This is a genomic window from Ureibacillus sp. FSL W8-0352, assembly GCF_038004345.1.
GTDB classification, from domain to species: Bacteria; Bacillota; Bacilli; order Bacillales_A; family Planococcaceae; genus Ureibacillus; species Ureibacillus thermosphaericus.
Genome location: NZ_JBBOQT010000001.1, coordinates 2,206,229 through 2,225,613, shown reverse-complemented (window position 1 = coordinate 2,225,613; position 19,385 = coordinate 2,206,229). Strand labels below are relative to the sequence as shown.

The 19,385-nt window shown below is 35.2% G+C and carries 20 protein-coding genes; 16 read left to right on the top strand and 4 right to left on the bottom strand.

Annotated features, from left to right (window positions below; genetic code table 11):
- Nucleotides 1–88: 88 nt before the first annotated feature.
- Entirely contained in the window at nt 89–1,255 is a 1,167-nt protein-coding gene (locus NST98_RS11280) for an MFS transporter (protein WP_340715731.1), read from the bottom strand.
- A 248-nt stretch (nt 1,256–1,503) separates the two neighbouring features.
- Between NST98_RS11280 and NST98_RS11275 the strand changes: the two genes are divergently transcribed.
- Nucleotides 1,504–1,635, top strand: coding sequence for an Lmo0850 family protein (locus tag NST98_RS11275; protein ID WP_016838321.1), 132 nt, complete (start codon nt 1,504–1,506; stop codon nt 1,633–1,635).
- Between the two features lie 42 nt (nt 1,636–1,677).
- Here NST98_RS11275 and NST98_RS11270 read toward each other — a convergent pair whose 3' ends face one another.
- Nucleotides 1,678–2,874: an FtsW/RodA/SpoVE family cell cycle protein gene (locus tag NST98_RS11270; protein WP_016838320.1), complete on the bottom strand. Its 1,197-nt coding sequence runs from the start codon at nt 2,872–2,874 to the stop codon at nt 1,678–1,680.
- A 204-nt stretch (nt 2,875–3,078) separates the two neighbouring features.
- Between NST98_RS11270 and NST98_RS11265 the strand changes: the two genes are divergently transcribed.
- The 5 genes from NST98_RS11265 (at nt 3,079) to NST98_RS11245 (ending at nt 8,984) form a co-directional block, all read left to right on the top strand.
- Nucleotides 3,079–3,828, top strand: coding sequence for a hypothetical protein (locus tag NST98_RS11265; protein WP_340715142.1), 750 nt, complete (start codon nt 3,079–3,081; stop codon nt 3,826–3,828).
- Nucleotides 3,829–3,939: 111 nt separating this feature from the next.
- Nucleotides 3,940–5,013: a D-alanine--D-alanine ligase gene (locus tag NST98_RS11260; RefSeq protein WP_340715141.1), complete on the top strand. Its 1,074-nt coding sequence runs from the start codon at nt 3,940–3,942 to the stop codon at nt 5,011–5,013.
- Between the two features lie 12 nt (nt 5,014–5,025).
- The gene (locus NST98_RS11255) at nt 5,026–6,390 is read left to right on the top strand and encodes a UDP-N-acetylmuramoyl-tripeptide--D-alanyl-D-alanine ligase (RefSeq protein WP_340715730.1); all 1,365 of its coding nucleotides are present in this window, start codon (nt 5,026–5,028) and stop codon (nt 6,388–6,390) included.
- A 122-nt stretch (nt 6,391–6,512) separates the two neighbouring features.
- On the top strand, nt 6,513–7,208 hold the full coding sequence (locus NST98_RS11250; RefSeq protein ID WP_340715140.1) for an alpha/beta hydrolase: 696 nt from the start codon (nt 6,513–6,515) through the stop codon (nt 7,206–7,208).
- Nucleotides 7,209–7,547: 339 nt separating this feature from the next.
- Nucleotides 7,548–8,984, top strand: a complete 1,437-nt coding sequence (locus tag NST98_RS11245) for a DEAD/DEAH box helicase (protein WP_340715139.1) — start codon at nt 7,548–7,550, stop codon at nt 8,982–8,984.
- A 37-nt stretch (nt 8,985–9,021) separates the two neighbouring features.
- Here NST98_RS11245 and NST98_RS11240 read toward each other — a convergent pair whose 3' ends face one another.
- Nucleotides 9,022–10,605 (bottom strand): long-chain-fatty-acid--CoA ligase, encoded by a 1,584-nt coding sequence (locus NST98_RS11240; protein ID WP_340715138.1) that lies wholly within the window; start codon nt 10,603–10,605, stop codon nt 9,022–9,024.
- A gap of 183 nt (nt 10,606–10,788) precedes the next feature.
- On the opposite strand from NST98_RS11240, the gene NST98_RS11235 reads away from it, so the two are divergent.
- The 3 genes from NST98_RS11235 to NST98_RS11225 all read left to right on the top strand — a co-directional run bounded on the left by NST98_RS11235 (nt 10,789) and on the right by NST98_RS11225 (nt 13,348).
- Nucleotides 10,789–11,271: a PH domain-containing protein gene (locus tag NST98_RS11235; protein ID WP_445684043.1), complete on the top strand. Its 483-nt coding sequence runs from the start codon at nt 10,789–10,791 to the stop codon at nt 11,269–11,271.
- On the top strand, nt 11,261–12,760 hold the full coding sequence (locus NST98_RS11230; RefSeq protein WP_340715137.1) for a PH domain-containing protein: 1,500 nt from the start codon (nt 11,261–11,263) through the stop codon (nt 12,758–12,760). Before NST98_RS11235 ends, NST98_RS11230 begins: the two co-directional genes overlap by 11 nt.
- A gap of 444 nt (nt 12,761–13,204) precedes the next feature.
- Nucleotides 13,205–13,348: a hypothetical protein gene (locus NST98_RS11225; RefSeq protein WP_172597779.1), complete on the top strand. Its 144-nt coding sequence runs from the start codon at nt 13,205–13,207 to the stop codon at nt 13,346–13,348.
- Between the two features lie 103 nt (nt 13,349–13,451).
- Here the strand turns inward: NST98_RS11225 and NST98_RS11220 are convergent, their stop codons facing one another.
- A complete protein-coding gene (locus NST98_RS11220; protein WP_340715136.1) occupies nt 13,452–14,057 on the bottom strand; it encodes a rhomboid family intramembrane serine protease in 606 nt (201 codons plus the stop codon).
- Between the two features lie 70 nt (nt 14,058–14,127).
- Here NST98_RS11220 and acpS point away from each other — a divergent pair, with 70 nt between their 5' ends.
- From acpS to NST98_RS11185, 7 genes are all read left to right on the top strand, one after another.
- Nucleotides 14,128–14,484 carry a holo-ACP synthase gene (gene acpS / locus NST98_RS11215; RefSeq protein WP_016838310.1) on the top strand — a complete coding sequence of 119 codons (357 nt, stop codon included), beginning with the start codon at nt 14,128–14,130 and terminating at the stop codon, nt 14,482–14,484.
- Nucleotides 14,485–14,585: 101 nt separating this feature from the next.
- Nucleotides 14,586–15,593 carry a LolA family protein gene (locus tag NST98_RS11210; RefSeq protein WP_340715135.1) on the top strand — a complete coding sequence of 336 codons (1,008 nt, stop codon included), beginning with the start codon at nt 14,586–14,588 and terminating at the stop codon, nt 15,591–15,593.
- A gap of 92 nt (nt 15,594–15,685) precedes the next feature.
- The gene (gene alr / locus NST98_RS11205; protein ID WP_340715134.1) at nt 15,686–16,807 is read left to right on the top strand and encodes an alanine racemase; all 1,122 of its coding nucleotides are present in this window, start codon (nt 15,686–15,688) and stop codon (nt 16,805–16,807) included.
- 98 nt (nt 16,808–16,905) lie between these two features.
- Nucleotides 16,906–17,226: a transcriptional regulator gene (locus NST98_RS11200; RefSeq protein WP_340715133.1), complete on the top strand. Its 321-nt coding sequence runs from the start codon at nt 16,906–16,908 to the stop codon at nt 17,224–17,226.
- A 5-nt stretch (nt 17,227–17,231) separates the two neighbouring features.
- Nucleotides 17,232–17,582, top strand: coding sequence for a type II toxin-antitoxin system PemK/MazF family toxin (locus NST98_RS11195; RefSeq protein ID WP_096549791.1), 351 nt, complete (start codon nt 17,232–17,234; stop codon nt 17,580–17,582).
- A gap of 324 nt (nt 17,583–17,906) precedes the next feature.
- Complete coding sequence (locus tag NST98_RS11190) at nt 17,907–18,308, top strand: anti-sigma regulatory factor (RefSeq protein ID WP_340432512.1); 402 nt, start codon at nt 17,907–17,909, stop codon at nt 18,306–18,308.
- 14 nt (nt 18,309–18,322) lie between these two features.
- Nucleotides 18,323–19,321, top strand: coding sequence for a PP2C family protein-serine/threonine phosphatase (locus NST98_RS11185; protein WP_340715132.1), 999 nt, complete (start codon nt 18,323–18,325; stop codon nt 19,319–19,321).
- The last annotated feature ends 64 nt before the right edge of the window (nt 19,322–19,385 follow it).

Sequence of the window (19,385 nt, the reverse complement as noted above, 5' to 3'; positions counted from 1 at the left end):
GCATAAAAATATGTTGTTACCTTTTCTAAAATATGAAAAAGGTGCGCTTGAAGGATTTAGCGCTCCCTTTTTATTGATAATTAGCTATTTATTCAAATTCAGTGCGAAGGGATTTTTTTGAACGACTGAAAATGAATATGAATATGATGATAATCAAACTAATGATGAACGAGATGTAATAAGTTAGAGACATTCCAACTTTAAATAAAACAGTGAAAAATAACGGTCCGATAATTCGGCCTAAGTTATCCATTGAGTAAGAAAGTCCAGCAGCGAGACCGTATTTTCCTCCGGATTCTTTAGTTGTTAGCGAAACAACACATGTTCTAGCTAATGCATTACCTGCTGTAAACACGCATAGAGCAATGCCGGCCGTTACCAGGCTAGATGTTAGAGCAATGAATAGTAGCCCGATAGCAGTCACGATTTGAGCTGCAAACAGCCATTTTGTTTCTGTACCATCTTTTATTTGTCGAATGACTCCTCCTTGAATGAAAGCATCGACAAATCCACTAAACATAAATAAATATCCTAGTTGAAGGGGAGTGATGCTGATGCGATTAATTTGGAACAATTGAAATGTTGCTTCTACTCCCGCTAACGTAAATGTAACGAAAAATGAAAAGAGAAATAAATATCGAACGCGATATTGGAAAAGTGTGGATGCACCTTTTGGTATGATTTGCCGCTTGTTTGCTTCTCCTTTTCTTTCAGGTTCTTTTAATCCAATAAGTGCGATAACAAAGAGAATGGCAATTAGAGCTGCTGACGCAGTGAAAGGAAGATGCAAACTCTTTTCACCGAGCACTCCGCCAATCGCAGGACCAAAAATGAACCCTAGACCAATCGACATGCCCATTAAGCCCATATATTTATTGCGATTCTCGTTTGTGGATATATCACTGATATATCCTGTGACAGATGTATATAAAGCCCCAGAAAACAATCCACCAACGATGCGTGAAAAATATAGCATAAATAAATGATCGATAAATAAGCTGAAAATAAGAAAACTTAAACAAAAACCAACAAGACCTACTAAGATTAAATGTTTTCTGCCAAATTTATCAGATAATTGTCCCCAAAAAGGTGCTGTAAAGAAGCTGGCTAATGCGTAAACCGTTAATAACCCGCCAACATGAACTTCATTCCATTGGTTTTGCACAATTACTTCCGGCAAAACAGGAATAATAATTCCGAATCCCAAATAAACGAGAAATTGTATAGCTAATAATAGAACAATCTTTTTCATAATGTTCCTGCCTTTATAAATTTTAAATTAGTATGAACACTGTACATTGTAACTTTACCGATTTTTGAAAACAAGTAAATTCAATATGCCATAAATTTTTAGGGCATTTTATTTGACAAGATTGTAGTTGTAACATTTTTGAAAAATTAAACGGAATAGAATCATGGTAAAATATTTTGAGGATATTTGTACGAAACTTTTTTCACTATTTGTACGTTGTAAATAATATAATGTGAGGATAGGTGGTTGGAATGGGCAAGGAAGTGGATTTGAGAAAGATTGCTTCAAAATTATCGAAATTAGGGGTAACTGCAACTGTAACAAAGTCACGGCTAGAATTGTTAAAAGTATTAGCACCACCAAAAACTACTTCCCAATATTGATTTGGTTGAACGAAAAAATTCCCGCATCGGCGGGAATTTTTTTTATAATTCATCATCTTCATTTGCTGAGAACATGTATTTTTTGTAATGAAACTTCATGCTAAATACAAGACCAATAGCAAGGGCATTTCCCATAAGTGAACTTCCACCGTAACTAATAAACGGTAAAGGGATTCCGGTAATCGGAAGTAGTTGTATTGTCATTCCGATGTTTTCAAAAACATGGAAGGTAATCATTGCGATAATACCAGCACACACATATGTACAGAATGGATCTTTTAATGTGAGTGTGATTTTTGTTAAATGGTAAATTAATAGGAAATAAAGACAAATGACGAAACTAGCACCTATAAATCCCCATTCCTCGCCGATTACGGCAAAGATAAAATCGGTATGGTTTTCTGCTACATATACTTCACGGTTCATATATCCTTTGCCGAAAATTTCTCCTGAACCAATGGCATTGAGTGAAGTGATTAAATGATAACCAGCTTTATCTGCATATGAGTATGGATCAATCCATGAATATATTCGTCCGAAATGGTAAGGTTTTACTCCTAAATATTCTGCAAGAAAATCTTGCATATATAAAGCCATCCATAAAATTAATCCGGCAATGCTCATACCACTGATAAAAATAGGTAGAATAATCTTCCATGAAATTCCTGCAACAACAATGAGTGCAGCAGTAATGGCAATAAATACTAGTGATGAACCTAAATCAGGTTGCTGCATGATAAGAGCAAGCGGAATGAATAATGACAAACCAATTTTTCCTAAAAGTAAAAAGTCTGTTTTAAGTGTTTTACTTACATACTTTTCATGGTGAGTGCTAATCAGTCTTGCGGTTGCAAGAATAAAAAAAGTTTTCATAAATTCAGAAGGTTGAATACTTCCGAGACCTGGTATATGATACCAGCTTTTTGCTCCGTTTTTTGGCTCCCCTATTTGGCCTTGACCTTCTGGCATAAAAATAAGTACAAATAAGAGTAAAATTCCAAAACCATATAAATACCAAGACATTTTTTTATATTGCTCCGGCTCGAAATACATGACAAAAGCAACGATGAAGGAACCAATCACGTACCATTGTAATTGTTTAAAAACAAAATTTATTTGACCATATTGCCCTGTCGTTTGAGCGGAAGAAATAGCTACTAAACTAATAATTAAAAACATGACGAGTATGGCAGCAAGTTTCCAATCGAATCTTTCTGCAAAATTTCTGTTATTCTCCATTTTGTCCACCTATGTTCTATAATATTGCAATCAACAAAGCTCTTCATCAATATACTGTATCATATTCTATATGGTATTATAGCGAAAATATGATTTTATCCGATTAAAACACAACAATAAGACGAAACCTTTGTGAAATTGTTTCAAAAAACATAATTACATCTTATAATAAACTTAACTGTTGCGGTATTGGAGAGTGATCGAATGGCTAAAAAATATAAGACGGTTGATGATTATTTTTACCATTTGTTTATACATATGAACGATGTTGATCGCTTTGTTATTTTTAGCGGTTTGTCATTAAAACAATTTATTGGAGCAATCGATTCAATCAAAAATATTTTACTGTTAAAACACAATTACGAAGATGGTTTATTTAATATGCATACCCAGCTAGATTATATTCCAAGCGATGAAATAAAAAACTTTGTTAAAAAAGTGGATGATACAAATCAAGATTTGTGCTGGGTTGATTTTGCTGACGAAAGGCATGTAAATCAGCTTACTCCCATTGAGCAAGCAGAATTATTATATTTAGCTCATAAAAAGGAACCTGTTACAACACCGTTTTTTGTGAACCTGCAAAATCGTTATGTGTATTGTTCATCCGCAGCTGATCAAACAACGAAAATTTATTTTCGCTACTTAGAAGATTTTGAGACTCTCATTTCAACACTTATCAATAATATTATAAAAGAAAACGGAGGAAATGGGGGTTTTTGGCGAAGAAAGTCGAAGGAAACAATTCCAACGATTGACGTCTCATTATTAAAAGCATATCGCAATTATTTTAAAGAAGGTGCCTTGATTTCACTTTATAAAGTGGATAAACCAGACAACCACTTTGGCTTAGAAATTCGCACACTCTCCGATTATGATTATCCTGATGAAGTATGGAATGATTTAAAAATGATTTTAAAACAAGAACATGATGAATTTATTAAACTGAAGTAAACTTCCCTGTCCAAGGGTATTGCCAAATGACAGGGAGTTTTTCTTTTTCGCATTCATGAATTAAATCTTTTCATGATAAACTAGTATTACTCAAAAGTTGGAGGTCGAAAAATGAAAAAACGAATCGGATTATTATATGGGGGGAAATCCGCGGAGCATGAAGTATCACTAATAACGGCTACAGCGGTAACCAAAGCTATCGATTTTGATAAATATGAAGTAATTCCGATTTATATTACAATTGATGGCGAATGGTGCAGAGGTCCTCAGTTAACGAAACCAGCTGAATCTATTGAAGAATTACAATTTACAAAGAAAGAAAGTAAACCAAACTACATTCTTGAATTTATTTTGGATGAGAATCAGGAACAAGCAAAATTTGATGTGATTTTTCCATTGCTCCACGGTACTTATGGCGAGGATGGCACAGTACAAGGATTGCTTGAATTATTGAACCTTCCTTATGTTGGTAATGGTGTTCTATCCTCTTCAGCTGGAATGGATAAGGTTGTCATGAAGCAATTGTTTAACATTGCAGGACTAAATCAAGTACCATTCGTTTATTTTATTCGATATGAATGGGACCAAAACAAAGAGGCATTGCTTTCAAAATGTGAACGGGAGTTAACTTATCCGATGTTTGTTAAACCGGCAAACCTAGGTTCTAGCGTAGGAATAAGCAAAGTATCGAACAGAGAAGAATTAGAGAAATCGATTAACATCGCTTTTAAATATGATCGGAAAGTAGTTGTAGAGCAAGGAATTGAAGCCCGTGAAATTGAAATGGCTGTGCTTGGACATAATGAACCGAAAGTATCCGTAGCAGGAGAAATTAAGCCAACAACTGAGTTTTATGATTACGAATCAAAATATAAGGACGGATCAACAAAATTAATTATTCCGGCAGAAATTACAAAAGAAGTGGAAGAGAAAATGAAAGATATGGCCATACGTGCCTTTAAAGTTTTAGATTGTTCCGGTTTAGTAAGAGCTGATTTCTTTGTATGTGGAGATGAAGTATTTATAAATGAAGTAAATACGATGCCAGGTTTCACTCCTGTCAGCATGTATCCACTTCTTTGGCAAAACAGTGGGTTAAACTATTCTGAATTAATTGATCAGCTAATAGAATTAGCACTTGAGCGACATAAAGAAAAACAACAACTTCAATTTAATAGAGAATAAGTGGGATGAATGATGAGAAAAAGTATTCAAGACATTGCAAATTGGTTAAATATTGAAGCTGGTGAACATGGTGAAAAGATCGTAACCGGCGTATCCATTGATACAAGAACAATTAAAGAAGGAGATTTATTTATCCCTTTTCGCGGGGAAAAAACGAATGGACATAAATATGTGCTTCAAGCTTTTGAAAAAGGAGCAAGTTGTTCCCTTTGGTTAAAAGATGAACCGAATCCACCAAAAGATGTACCGCTTCTTTTTGTAGAGGATTCTGGGCTCGCATTGCAACAAATGGCGAGTATGTACCGCAATGAGCTGAAGGCAAAATTCATTGGAATCACAGGTTCGAACGGAAAAACATCTTCAAAAGATATTTTAGCAAGTTTGCTTTCACCATTTTATAAAGTGCAAAAAACGATTGGTAACTTTAATAATGAACTAGGTTTGCCTCTTACAATATTGTCTCTTGATGAAGATACAGAAATTGCAGTTTTAGAAATGGGAATGAGCGGGTTTGGCGAGATTGAGTTTTTATCCACATTGGCTAAACCGCATTATGCTGTTATTACGAATATTGGCGAAGCTCATATGCAAGATTTGGGATCAAGAGAAGGTATAGCGAAGGCGAAATTTGAAATTATTAAGGGATTCGATTCAGAAGGTGTATTATGTTATGACGGTGATGAGCCTCTATTGAGAGCATTAATTGAAATTACTCCCCAATTAAGATCGAAATCATTCGGTTTTCAACAAGGGAATGATTTAATAATTCGAGAAATAGAGACGACGGAAAAGGGCAGCAGTTTTATTGTAGATGGTGAATTAAACGGCGAATTTTTTATTCCGATATTAGGAAAACATCAAGTGAAAAATGCGTTAGGTGCTATGCTTGTCGCAAAATCTTTAGGAATGTCAGATGAACAAATTCGCAAAGGGTTGGAACAAGTATCGCTTACTGATATGCGGATGCAACTTGTTCCTGTTGGAGATGTTTTGTTTATAAATGATGCTTACAACGCAGCCCCAACATCAATGAAAGCGGCAATTGAATTTCTCCAATCCACATCGATGCGAAAAGATAAATGGCTAGTTTTAGGAGATATGTTGGAGTTAGGAGATAAAGAGCAACAATTCCATGAAGAATTAGCTAAATACATTGATGAAAATCATATTTCTAGAATATGCTTATTTGGCCCTCGTATGGAATGGTTATATCACAAAATAGCACCAAGATTTTCTGGGCGAATATTGCACACGAAAGATGACTACGGGAAAATCGTCGATTATATAAAACAACATGCCGATAAAGACTCGTTAATTTTAATTAAAGGATCTCGAGGTATGAAATTAGAGACAATAATTAATACTTTCAATAAATAAAGAATTCGCCATTAAAGTGGAATTCATGGAGACTCCGGCAGAAAAGAACGGGACGAATGGTGTACGAAGTGAATTTCACTTTTTTATTTAGAAGAATTCTTCTGCAACAGGAGTGTTTTCTTATGTCTGTTGGTGTATTGATGTTGCATGGATTTTCTGGAGGACCGTATGAGGTACAACCTTTAGCAGAATACATACGAAATCAAACCGATTGGATTGTGGAAGTCCCCACATTTTGTGGTCATGGCGAAACACTTTCATTAAAAGGTTTCAAAGCTGAGCATTGGCTGATTGATGCTGAGCTTGCCTATAAAAGATTAGCTAAAAAAGTCGACAAGGTTTATGTTATAGGTTTTTCCATGGGAGGAGTCATCGCTTTATACTTAGGAAAACGATATCCTATAAAGAAAATCGTTTTGCTTAGTGCGGCTGTGAAATATATTGCTCCAAAGCAGTTATTAAGCGATTTACAAAAATTTGCAAAAGAAGCCATTGAAGGACATTTAAAAAATAATGAATTATTCAAGCGATATGAGTATAAACTAAAAAATGTACCTGTTAGTGCAGCAATACAATTTATGAAAATCGTCCGGCAGGTTGAACCATATATTGAGTCAATCAATATACCAACCTTTATTGTTCAAGGAAAATGTGATGGAATCGTTCCGTATACAACCGCTCAATATTTATACAATAAACTTTCATCAAAGGAAAAATATATTTACTTTTCATCTTGTGGTAAACACCATATTTGTTATAGCGACGATTGTGAATCTTGGTTTCCGGATGTACTGCATTTTTTACAATCGGAAAAATAAGCTTTAGACAATAGAAGCATTATCGTTGCATAATTTTCATGTACCGTGTAGACTAGGGAGAGCAATGGATACATTTTATACAATTACTCTTCAAAGGGAACGAAGAGTACTTTTTTTTGAGTATATCGGTTTTATTCTATTCGAACATACTGAAATGCATAGAATTGAACCGCTCGGCAAAGACCGGGCTTTCCTTTTCATATAAATAAATGTTTTCTCTAAGTATGAGGATTTATTAATTTGACGGAACGTTCTAACTAAAGGCTCGATATTTGCCGACATTTCATCTGAAAAATGTAACCATTTGTCGACTTAAGAGAAAAAAGGAGATTGAAGAGTTTGACAAATTTTTCAGAATTTAATATTAGTGAATCTACATTGCGTTCGTTAAAACGTATGGGATTTGAAGAAGCAACACCAATTCAAGAAGGAACTATTAAATTTGCTTTAGAAGGCCGCGACATTATCGGACAGGCACAAACAGGTACCGGTAAAACGGCGGCGTTCGGTATTCCGATTATCGAAAAAATTGATACGAATAATCCGGATATTCAAGCATTAATTATTGCACCGACTCGTGAACTAGCTATTCAAGTTTCAGAAGAGCTTTATAAAATTGGATATGACAAGCGAGTAAAAATATTATCTGTTTACGGTGGACAAGATATCGGACGACAAATTCGTGCTTTAAAAAACAAACCGCAAATTATCGTTGGAACTCCAGGTCGAATAATAGATCATATCAACCGTCGTACATTGAAGCTTGAACATGTTCAAACCCTTGTATTGGATGAAGCAGATGAAATGTTAAACATGGGCTTCATTGATGACATTAATGCGATTTTAGAAAAAGTGCCTGAAAATCGCCAAATGTTGTTGTTCTCAGCAACAATGCCGCCAGCGATTCGTAAAATTGCAACGAAATTTATGAAGAACCCGGAAGAAGTGAAAATTAAATCAAAAGAAATGACGGTTGAAAATATTGAACAATATTTTGTAAAAACTCAGGAGCGAGAAAAATTTGATATTTTAACTCGCCTTTTAGATGTACATCAACCGGAATTGGCTATCATATTTGGTCGTACAAAACGTCGTGTAGACGAATTAGCGCAAGCGTTAAATATTCGTGGATATCTGGCAGAAGGTATTCATGGAGATTTAAGCCAATCAAAGCGCTTGTCTGTGTTGCGTCAGTTTAAAGAAAATAAAATTGATATCCTTGTTGCAACAGATGTTGCGGCACGAGGATTGGATATTTCTGGAGTTTCTCATGTGTATAACTTCGACATTCCTCAAGATCCGGAAAGTTATGTACACCGAATTGGTCGGACAGGGCGTGCAGGGAAATCAGGTCTTGCTGTTACATTTGTAACACCAAGAGAGATGGGCTATTTAAGAATCGTTGAAGAAACAACAAATAAACGCATGACGCCTCTGCGCCCACCAACTGAAGACGAAGCATTAGCAGGGCAACAGAAATTGGCGATTGAAAAGCTTGTGGAAGTTGTTCAAGCAAATGATTTAAAAGATTATCGATTACTAGCAACAGAATTATTGGAAGATTATGATGCAGTAGATCTTATAGCTGCAGCCATCAAATCATTTACAAAAGAGCCGGACGATACTCCAGTGAAAATTACAGAAGAACGTCCGCTTCCAATGCGAAAAGAACGTTCAAATGGACGCAGTGGGGGACGAAGTGTTCGCCGAGAACACCGTGGAAGCAGAAGAGAAGGCGGTAAGAAAACGGGAGAACGCCGTCGAGGTAGAAAGTAAGAATAAATGTAAGCAGGAAGGGCTTCCCTCCTGCTTTTTATATTTGTTGAACCGATTCAATATATTGTTTGCGTAATTGAACTTTTTGTATTTTACCTGAAGCTGTTTTTGGCAACTCATCTACAAAAGATACACTTTTTATTGCCTTAAAATGGGCTAATTTTGAACGAGTGAAGTCGATTAGTTCTTGCTCAGTAACCTGGTAGCCATCTTTTAATACGACAATGGCGTGAGGAATTTCTCCCCATTTTTCGTGTGGAATAGCAATGACGGCTGCTTCTTTTATAGCAGGGTGTTCATATAATACGCCTTCTACTTCGATGGAAGAGATATTTTCACCGCCACTTATAATAATATCTTTTTTACGGTCAGTTATATCAATATAACCTTTCTCATCAATGGTGCCTACATCGCCTGTATATAACCAGCCATTAATGATTGTTTCCATTGTAGCGTTTTCGTTTTTCCAATAGCCTTTCATCACGCCGTGTCCGCGAACAATAATTTCTCCCATTGTTTTCCCATCATGAGGAACTTCTTCGCCGTTTTCATCCACTACTTTTACTTCTGTACCTATAAATGGTGTACCGGCTTTTGCTTTCAATCTCATTTTTTCAACTTCTGAAAGATTTTCATATTGTGAAAGTATTCGGGAACCTAAACTCAGTGGTGAAGATTCTGTCATTCCATAAACTTGGATGAATTCCCAGCCAAGGTCTTTTTCAACCCGTTCAACAAAGGCAGGAGGTGGTGCAGACCCAGCAATAACAACTCTCACTTTATGAGACACCACAGGTTTATGTTCATCATAATATTGCAATAATGTATTTAATACAGTAGGTGCCATATGAATGACTGTTACTTTATATTTTTGAATAGCATCAAAAATTTGATCAGCTGCAACTTTTCTCAACGTAACGTGAGTTGCTCCATTGGCAGTATAATAAAAAGGTGATCCCCACCCGTTCACATGGAACATCGGTAAGACGTGTAAGTATACATCTTGATCTGTAACGCGTAAGAAATGCATCGAGCTTAAAGCATGTAAATAATTGTTTCGGTGTGTTAGAAGGACGCCTTTTGGATTACCGGTTGTTCCACTTGTATATAATAAACTGCATTCATCATTTTCATCCAAATCTACTCGCTCAAAGTTTGAACCATCAAAAGAAGCAAGCCATTCATCATAATTGATTTCATTTGTTTCGCTATTTTTGTTATGAACAATAATTGATTCGACGGTAATTAATTTTGATTTGATTGGTTCAATTAAATGATAAAGTTCTTGATCTACAAACAATACTTTTGACTCGCTATGATTTAAAATAAAAAGATAATCTTCAGGTTTTAAACGAATATTTAAAGGTACCATTACTGCACCAACTTGGTATATCCCATAAAAACCTTCTAGCATTTCAATCGTGTTTGGGGCAAGATATGCTACTTTATCAAGTTTTTTAATGCCTAAAGATTGTAGCCCCCTTGACAGCTGATTTACTCGGGTGTTGAACTGGTAATAAGTGAATCGCCGATCCCCTTCATAACTGATAATTGCTTCCTTATTTCCGTATAGTGCAACGGCTCGATCTAAAAAATGGGTTAAAACTAAAGGTACGTTCATCCAACTACACTCCTTACGTAATGAATAGTGAATTTATTAGACTGAAAATTCAGCACTAGGAAGTCTAATATGATATATATGAATTTACTAAGCTAAAAAATGATGAATAAAAAAAATAAGAAGTTTTGAAACAAAATAAAAGGAAAACCGTATATGAAAGAGATAGATAAGAGGTGAGAGATAATGATAAGAAGAGAACCGGAATATCAAATTCCTAGAAAAGGATTAACGGTATGGAGATTATATGGACTTATTTATACAATTTTTCTATCAATAATTGCTGGAGTAGCTAGTTTTCTTACATATAAATTTGATGGGCCAACATATATTTATTACATTGCAATTGTTTTTGTTGCGATCCCAGCCTTGGCATTAATTTGGCTATTTCCGAAAATTCGATGGAATCATTGGCGTTATGAAGTTAGGGAACATGAAATTGAAATTCAAAGTGGCTTATTTGTCGTAACGAGAACGTTGATTCCGATGGTTCGAGTACAACATGTGGATACATCACAAGGCCCCATATTAAAAAAATATGATTTAGCAAATATTTCGATTTCAACAGCAGCCACGACCCATGTAATTCCCATGTTAATAACAGAAGAAGCGGACCGTTTGCGAGCAAGAATTTCCGAGTTAGCGAGGGTGGCTGAAGATGATGTATAAAAAGTATAAACTCCATCCAGTTTCGGCTGTTATTAACTTTATAAAGGGATTAAAAGAATTAATTATTCCATTTTTAATTATTGCAGTTGCGAACGGTTTTAAAATTGAGAGTAATGACTTTTGGGAATATATCCCTTTATTAATTTTTTTATTGGTTCTAATATTTTATTTAATTTCCGGGTTTATTAGATGGTGGACTTTTGTTTATTGGTTTGAAGAAAATGAACTAAGAGTGGAATATGGACTGTTTATCAAAAAGAAACGTTATATTCCTTTTGATCGCATCCAAAGTTTTAATTATAAAGAATCGATATTCCACCGTATTTTCGGTCTTGTTCAAGTTATGGTAGAAACAGCCGGAAGTACGGATGGTAAACCTGAAGTGGTGTTGACAGCTATAACGAGAGAAGAGGCTTCTCAGATTGAAAGAGAAACAAAGAAAGTAAACATAGAGCAAGCAAGTGAAAATGAATTCGAAGATAAAAACCAATTGGAAGCAGTTGAAGTTCAACAAGATCTTCATGAAATCATTTACAAAATTTCAGCAAAAGACTTATTTCTGCTTGCCACTACATCGAATAGTATAGGAGTGGTTATTGCAGGGATAGCCGCTTTTATTTCTCAAGTTTCTGAATTTATACCTTACGAAAGGATTTTTGAAGAGCTATCAATATTTATACAATTTGGATTTATGATTGTGTTGATGACCATTTTCTTTACATTTTTAATGGCATGGATTGTATCAATCATCATTACATTTATTAATTACTATGATTTTACAGTTGTTCAAGAGAACGACCGAATTGTAATTACACGCGGTTTATTGGAAAAAAAGCGAATTACGATTCCAAAAAATCGAGTACAAGGAATTAAAATTGTCGAAAATCCTATAAGACAAATGGTTAAATATGCAACAGTCGTTGTAGAAAGCGCAAGCGGTGGTTTTGGAGAACACGAAAAAAAAATCATGTTGTTTCCAATCATTTCGAATCAAAGAATGTTAGAACCGTTACGACAATTATTTCCACATTTTGATTTTGAAATGGAACCGGATTTTATTCGTCCACCAAAGAAGGCGAAACCTCATTTTTATAGGATTGATATTCTGTGGCTTCTTCCAATCATTGGATTATGCTCTTACTTCTTTTATCCATTAGGTTTATTTTCGATATTATTTGTACTTCCTGTTCTTATGCTTAGATTATGGCAGTATAAAACAAATGGCTTTATCATTACAGGTAACCAACTAACATTGCGTTATCGTGTGATTAGCCGAGTGACGTTTATTGCAGAAAAGAAACGGATTCAAGTTGTCCAGAGTAAACAAAATTATTTTCAAAAAAGAAAAAACATCGCTTCTATTCAAGCTACCGTTATGTCTGGTATTACAGGTGCAACTGCGAGAGTATCTCATTTAAATGAATCAGATGTAAATGAGTTACTTTCTTGGTTTGAAAAATCAAAGGAAATGAAAAAAGAGGATGCCTAACCTAATGCATCCTCTTTTTATAGTGCGCCTGGCATGGGTGTAATCTATAGGGTGTAAGTCCCGAACTGTGAAGGCAGAAGTAACAGTTAGCTTAACGCAAGGGTGTCCGTGGTGACGCGGAATCTGAAGGAAGCGAGCGGCAAACTTCCGGTCTGAGGAACACGAACTTCATATAAGGCTAGGTATCATTGGATGAGTTTGCTAAACAAAACAAAGTCCTTTCTGCCAAAGGTGGTACAGAGTAAATGAAGCAGATAGATGGAAGGAAAGATTACATTCTTACCCGGGGAGGTCTGGCGGATATGTGAAGTACGCTTCATAACCTACTTAGTGATAAGTAGCTGAACCGTCAGAAGTCAGCAGAGGTCATAGTATTAGTTGGTTTAGAACTACTAAGAAGGACCGAACAATTAAGAGAGAATAGCCCTTGGCATTCAGTGAGTCATGATGAACACAGAAAACGTAGTACCTCACTTGAGGAAGGAAGCGGTGAATCCCGTGGGAGACCTCTTGGAGGGTGGAGTGACCACTGGCATAAAGAGAACAGCTATTCACGGAAGTTATAAAGACTTGCGTCAATCATCTTAATTGAACCGCCGTATACGGAACCGTACGTACGGTGGTGTGAGAGGACGGGAGTTAATCGCTCCCTCCTACTCGATTAAAAAATTTTTTATTGTCCAAATTAGTATTATTTCATGCGCCAACGTAATATATTTTTTGGTGAGAAATAGGCAAGCCCTAACAAGAATCCAGTAATTAATCCACCAACGTGGGCGTAAAAGTTCGTATTCGGTTGTAAAAATGTCATAATTAACCCGATGATAATAATTGGCATAATGATTTGTTTTAGTTGCGGCATTGTATTTCTAGTATAGTAGACAAGTGCTGCATAAGCTCCGAAAATACCATAAATTGAACCACTGGCTCCTACGCTGGCATAATCCAAATGTTGAAAAATGAAGGTAGCGACGTTACCAAACAGTCCTGATATTAGGTAAATCGTAAAGAAGCGAATTTTACCAGAAATTCTTTCCAATTCTGGCCCGAATAAAAATAAAGCAAACATGTTAAATAGAATGTGAAAGAATCCTGCATGAATAAAAGTAGCAGTGATTACTCGCCACCATTCGCCTTCAGCGATCAACCTATTCACGCTCATTCCTGAGTAAAAAATTTTATCGCCAATAATAGGAATCAGCGTTAATATGTACACGATTAAGTTCAACGCAATTATCGTTGAAACTACTGGATAGAACTTAATATATTGTCTAAAATTTTCTCTTCGAACAAACATAATAGTCACCTCAATTTATAAAATTATTATACATTGAATTTAGAGATTATTAAAAGGAGAACGCCAACATATGATAAAAGGAATAGGTTTAGATATCGTAGAGATTGATCGAATATATGAGTTAATGAATCGAACAGATAAGTTCCAGAGACGCATTTTATCAGAACGAGAATTGTCCGTTTTTAAAGAGCTTTCTGAAAAAAGAAAATGCGAATTTTTAGCAGGAAGATTTGCAGCAAAAGAAGCTTTCTCCAAAGCAAATGGAACGGGGATAAGGGAGGGATGTGAGTTTCACCAAATTGAAATCTTAAATGATGAACTTGGGAAGCCAATACTTTATTTTAATGGCCAAGCTGTAAATGGTTTTGTCAGCATTACACATTCGAGGGATTATGCTGCAGCACAAGTTATTATTTTGAATTCCTGATTATCCACATGAAATTGTGTTATTGTCCAAAAGTGATAGCATAAACTTCTACTGCCCCTCATATATTTGTCGTATCGAGTTAGAGTAGAAAGGATGGAGTTTTGAGACACAAAGTCATTATATTTTTCGTTTTGCTGTTAAGTGTCGTCGTGCTGAGTGCTTGCGGTAAAGATTCGAAGGAAGAAGTTTTGGAAAAGCTGCACGAAAAATGGGCAGAAGGCAAAGGATACGAACTCGATGCTACAATGGAAATTAAAACAGGAAACGAACCAAGAGTTTATGATGTTAATGTATGGCACACACAACCAGATTTTTATCGAGTTGAAGTTTCTCAAAAAGATGAAAATGTAACCCAAATGATTATTCGAAATAAAGAAGGAGTATTCGTCGTCACACCTTCATTGAAAAAAACGTACAAGTTTCAAAGTGAATGGCCAAAACAAAATAGCCAACCGTATCTAATTGGAGCGTTAGCTGAAGACTTGTTGGCTGATGAAAATGTTGTGATGGAGGAAACGGAAGATAGCTATATCTTTACTGTTGCAACGAGAAATAATCATAAGAGCATCATGCCTACTCAAAGAGTAACCGTAGATAAGAAATCATTGCTCCCAAAAAGTGTTTCAATATTAGACGAGTCTGAAGAAGAGCAAATGCTAATTACATTTAAAAAGATCGATTTAGGTGTGCAGCATAAAGAAAAAGAATATGCAGTTGAACAATTTACGAAAGAAAATGAACCAAATGTAGCGACCGAAAAAGAAAGTACTGAATTCCAAACACATTATCCAATATTAACTTGGGGTAACACAACTTTAGTAGATGAAAAACGTATTGAAAACGACGGCGTAGAGCGTGTTATTCTCACATTTGAAGGTGATAAGTCCTTCACATTAGTACAAGAACCGATTGAGCTAGGCGAATCTGCAACAATTCCTGTATTCCAACCAGGAGATCCACTAGATTTAGGATTTACAATTGGTGCTATTACAGACCATTCAATTAGTTGGGAAAAAGATGGTATTTCATTCTTCATTGCTTCCAATGATTTAACGAAGGAAGAATTGATTGAAGTTGCAGCGTCAGTTACAGCGGGTAGTTTGAAGTAATTTCATTGCTTTGTTGGACGGAGAGATTTACAATACAAACAAGAAATCTTAAGATTTGAAGTTTAAAAAAAATAAAAGAGGGAATACTTAATATGCGTAACAATAAGCACTTCCGTCCAACAAAAGCAATTATTGATTTAAATGCAATAAAATACAATGTAAATGAATTAAAAAAACATATTCAACCCAATGTTCAAATTATTGCAGTCGTGAAAGCGAATGCTTATGGACATGGAGATATTGAAGTAGCGAAAGCGGCGTTGGAAGCTGGAACAAGCATGCTCGCAGTAGCTACTCCTGACGAAGCTCTTCATGTTCGGAAACATATACCGACAGCCGAAATATTAGTGCTAGGATATTCACCAGCATCCTTTGCAGATTACGCAGCAGAAGAAAATATTACATTAACGGTATATTCTCCAAATTGGGTTGAAGAAGCAAAAAAAGTTTGCAACAAGTCACTGAAACTACATATTAAAGTAGATACTGGAATGAATCGTATTGGCGTAACAACAGTAAAAGAGTTGCGCTCCCTGTATGATGCAATTCAATCGGCAGAGCACTTTATACTTGATGGAATTTTTACTCATTTTGCAACAGCAGATGAAGAGGATGATTCTTACTTCCAAAAACAAGTTCATCGATTTGAACAATTTATAAAAGCATTACCTGAAAAACCGAGAATCGTTCATGTCGCGAATACTGCAACCACATTAGTAAAAGATGCGCGTTTGCAGTATGATGCAGTACGTTTCGGTATTTCAATGTATGGATTAGCACCATCAAAATTTGTAAAATCGAAACATCCTTTTCCATTTAAACCTGCTTTTTCATTGGAAACGGAATTAGTAGCAATAAAACAAATCGGACCTGGGGAGTCTGTTGGTTATGGAGCTACATTTACTGTTAATGAACCAACTTATATCGGTACATTACCGATTGGTTATGCAGATGGATTAATTCGCAAATATAGCGGACAGGATGTATTGATTGATGGTAAACGAGTACCTATTGTCGGACGAATTTGTATGGATCAATGTATGATTGCTTTACCTACTGCATATAATATTGGTGAAAAAGTTGTTTTAATTGGAAAGCAAAAAAATGAAGAAATTACTATTGATGAGTGGGCTGCTAAAGTAGATACAATTAACTACGAAGTTCCTTGCATCATCACTTCCAGAGTACCGAGAATTTATTACAAAAATGACTAAAATACGACAAAATCCTCAACAAAAACTGTAAAAACATCAGAATTTGTAACATCTTGTCTTTTCAACTCTATATTCAGATGATAGAATGAGATAGAGTGATGAGAAAAGGTACGGTTTTTGTGGAGGTGCTTGTTGTGTACGCAAAAAAAGTGAATGGTGCAAAGGAAGTAAAGGTGGCTCTTCCTCAGGAAATGGTCATGGAATTTTGCGGTGGAAATTTAGAATATTCGAATAATGAAATGTTTATTTTTACGTTTAAAAGAAGAGAAGTTGCGTGCAAGCAACCAAATCAAATACGGGAAGCTTTGAGAAAAGGCTATGTAGAAATGGCTCAAATTAATTTGTCGATTTCATGTGAATGTCTACATGCCGAGTATGAAGCAGAACATACAGTTGAGCGTCTCGTAAGCGGGGGATGACATTATTGATTGTAAAACGTGGGGACGTTTTCTTTGCAGACTTGTCGCCTGTTGTAGGTTCTGAACAGGGCGGTACAAGGCCTGTGTTAATTATCCAAAATGATATTGGGAATCGATTTAGTCCTACTGTGATTATTGCTGCAATTACTGCGCAAATTCAAAAAGCAAAATTACCTACCCATGTCGAAATAGATGCGAAAAAATATGGATTCGAAAGGGACTCGGTAATTTTGCTTGAACAATTGCGCACTATAGATAAGTCCAGATTAACCGACCGAATAACCCATCTGGATGATGAGCTGATGGAAAAAGTCGATATCGCTTTGGAAATAAGTTTAGGTTTAATAAAATTTTAATACATATTCGATGAGGCTAATAAAGCAAACGATGCTTTATTAGCTTTTTTTGCTTAAAAAAGAGGAGAATGCAAAGATGATTTAGAAAATAATATTAATTAGATAGAAATAATAATTCGATCGTTCTTATCAAAAATATCTAAATTTTCGAAAGTACCGTCATTGCGGCTATATTTATTTAATTGATGGAAGATTATTCAATACGTTATATTAAATATATAAAATACTATTTTTATCAATATCCTTATCAATATTTTTAACTACATATTGTTTTAATAGAATAAAGACCTAGTGATTAGGGAACATCAATGGGGGTGTTAATAAATGAGAAATCACCCGACAGTAAATATAGTTACGGAATTAGATATAGTTGCTGCACGTCGATTAAGCCGCTATTTAGCCAAGGAAATTGGCTTTGAAGTTGTTGATCAAGCAAGAATTGCCACCGCTACAAGTGAATTAGCAAAAAATATTTATTTATATGCCACCATGGGGGAAATTATTGTCGAAAAATTAGAGAAAGATGGACGAAAAGGAATTGCTATTACAGCAATAGATAATGGTCCAGGTATTTCTGATCCTCGCAAAATCCTGGAAGATAATTATACAACATCCAATAGCCAAGGAGTCGGACTTCCAGGTGTAAAACGATTAATGGATTCTTTCCAAATCAATTCTGAATTAGGTAAAGGAACTGTGATAAGGATTGAAAAGTGGTTGGAATAGGGAGTGTATTCCTCTTGAAAGAATTAAAAGTCCAATATCAAAAAGTTTTATCAGATTATTTATTAAATCAAAATGAAAGCAATCTATACATCGGTCAAAATTTAGTGCGCCAATTAATGAAGAATAATGTTTCTCCTGAAGATTTAGTTAGTATTCATAAACAGTCGCTAGAATATATCGTTCCAGATCTTCCTGATTCTGTATTCAATTCTTTTGATTTTTTAATCGAAGTGATGGTTGACTTTGGATTGATGTTAAAGGAACATCAAAGTTTATTATTAAAGCAAGAAGAGATTCGAATTGAAATGGAAATAGCCGCAAAAATTCAGAATTTATTGCTTGAAACAAAAATTCCGAAACCCAACGGTCTTGATATTGGAATGGTTTCTGTGCCTGTTCGAAAAATGAATGGTGACTATGTTCACTTTATGCATGATGATGGGAAATATTTTAGTGTAGCTGTTACGGATGTAGTTGGCAAAGGTGTACCTGCAGCACTGTGTATGTCGATGGTGAAATATGGTTTGGATACGTTAGAATATGCAAACAATAATCCTTCCTATGTTTTAGAAGTATTAAATCGTATTATTGAAAAGAGCGTTGATGACAGTATGTTCGTATCCATGTTTTACGGTCGATATGATTTGGAAAAGGATATATTTACTTTTGGTTCCGCGGGGCATGAACCTGCACTTTACTATAACTCCAAACAACAAACATTTACAGATTTAGATTCTAATGGATTATTATTAGGAGTATTGCCTGATATGAAGTACTCTCAAACTGACATTCATCTATCAGAAAATGATTTTATCATTATGATCACTGATGGTGTAACAGAATTTAGAAATATGGACAACTTTGACTCACGAGCATATATTAAGGAATTAGCGAAATCGTTAAATCATTTAAGTGCGCAAGAAATGTGTGAGAAGATTTTTGAATACTTAAATAAATTGCAAGATTTTCTATTGGAAGATGATTTTACTATTGTTACAATTAAAAAATATTAGAAAGTAATATAATTTTAGGTTTAATCATTGTATTTTGGGGGAAAGGTACTTTAGTCAATTTGGA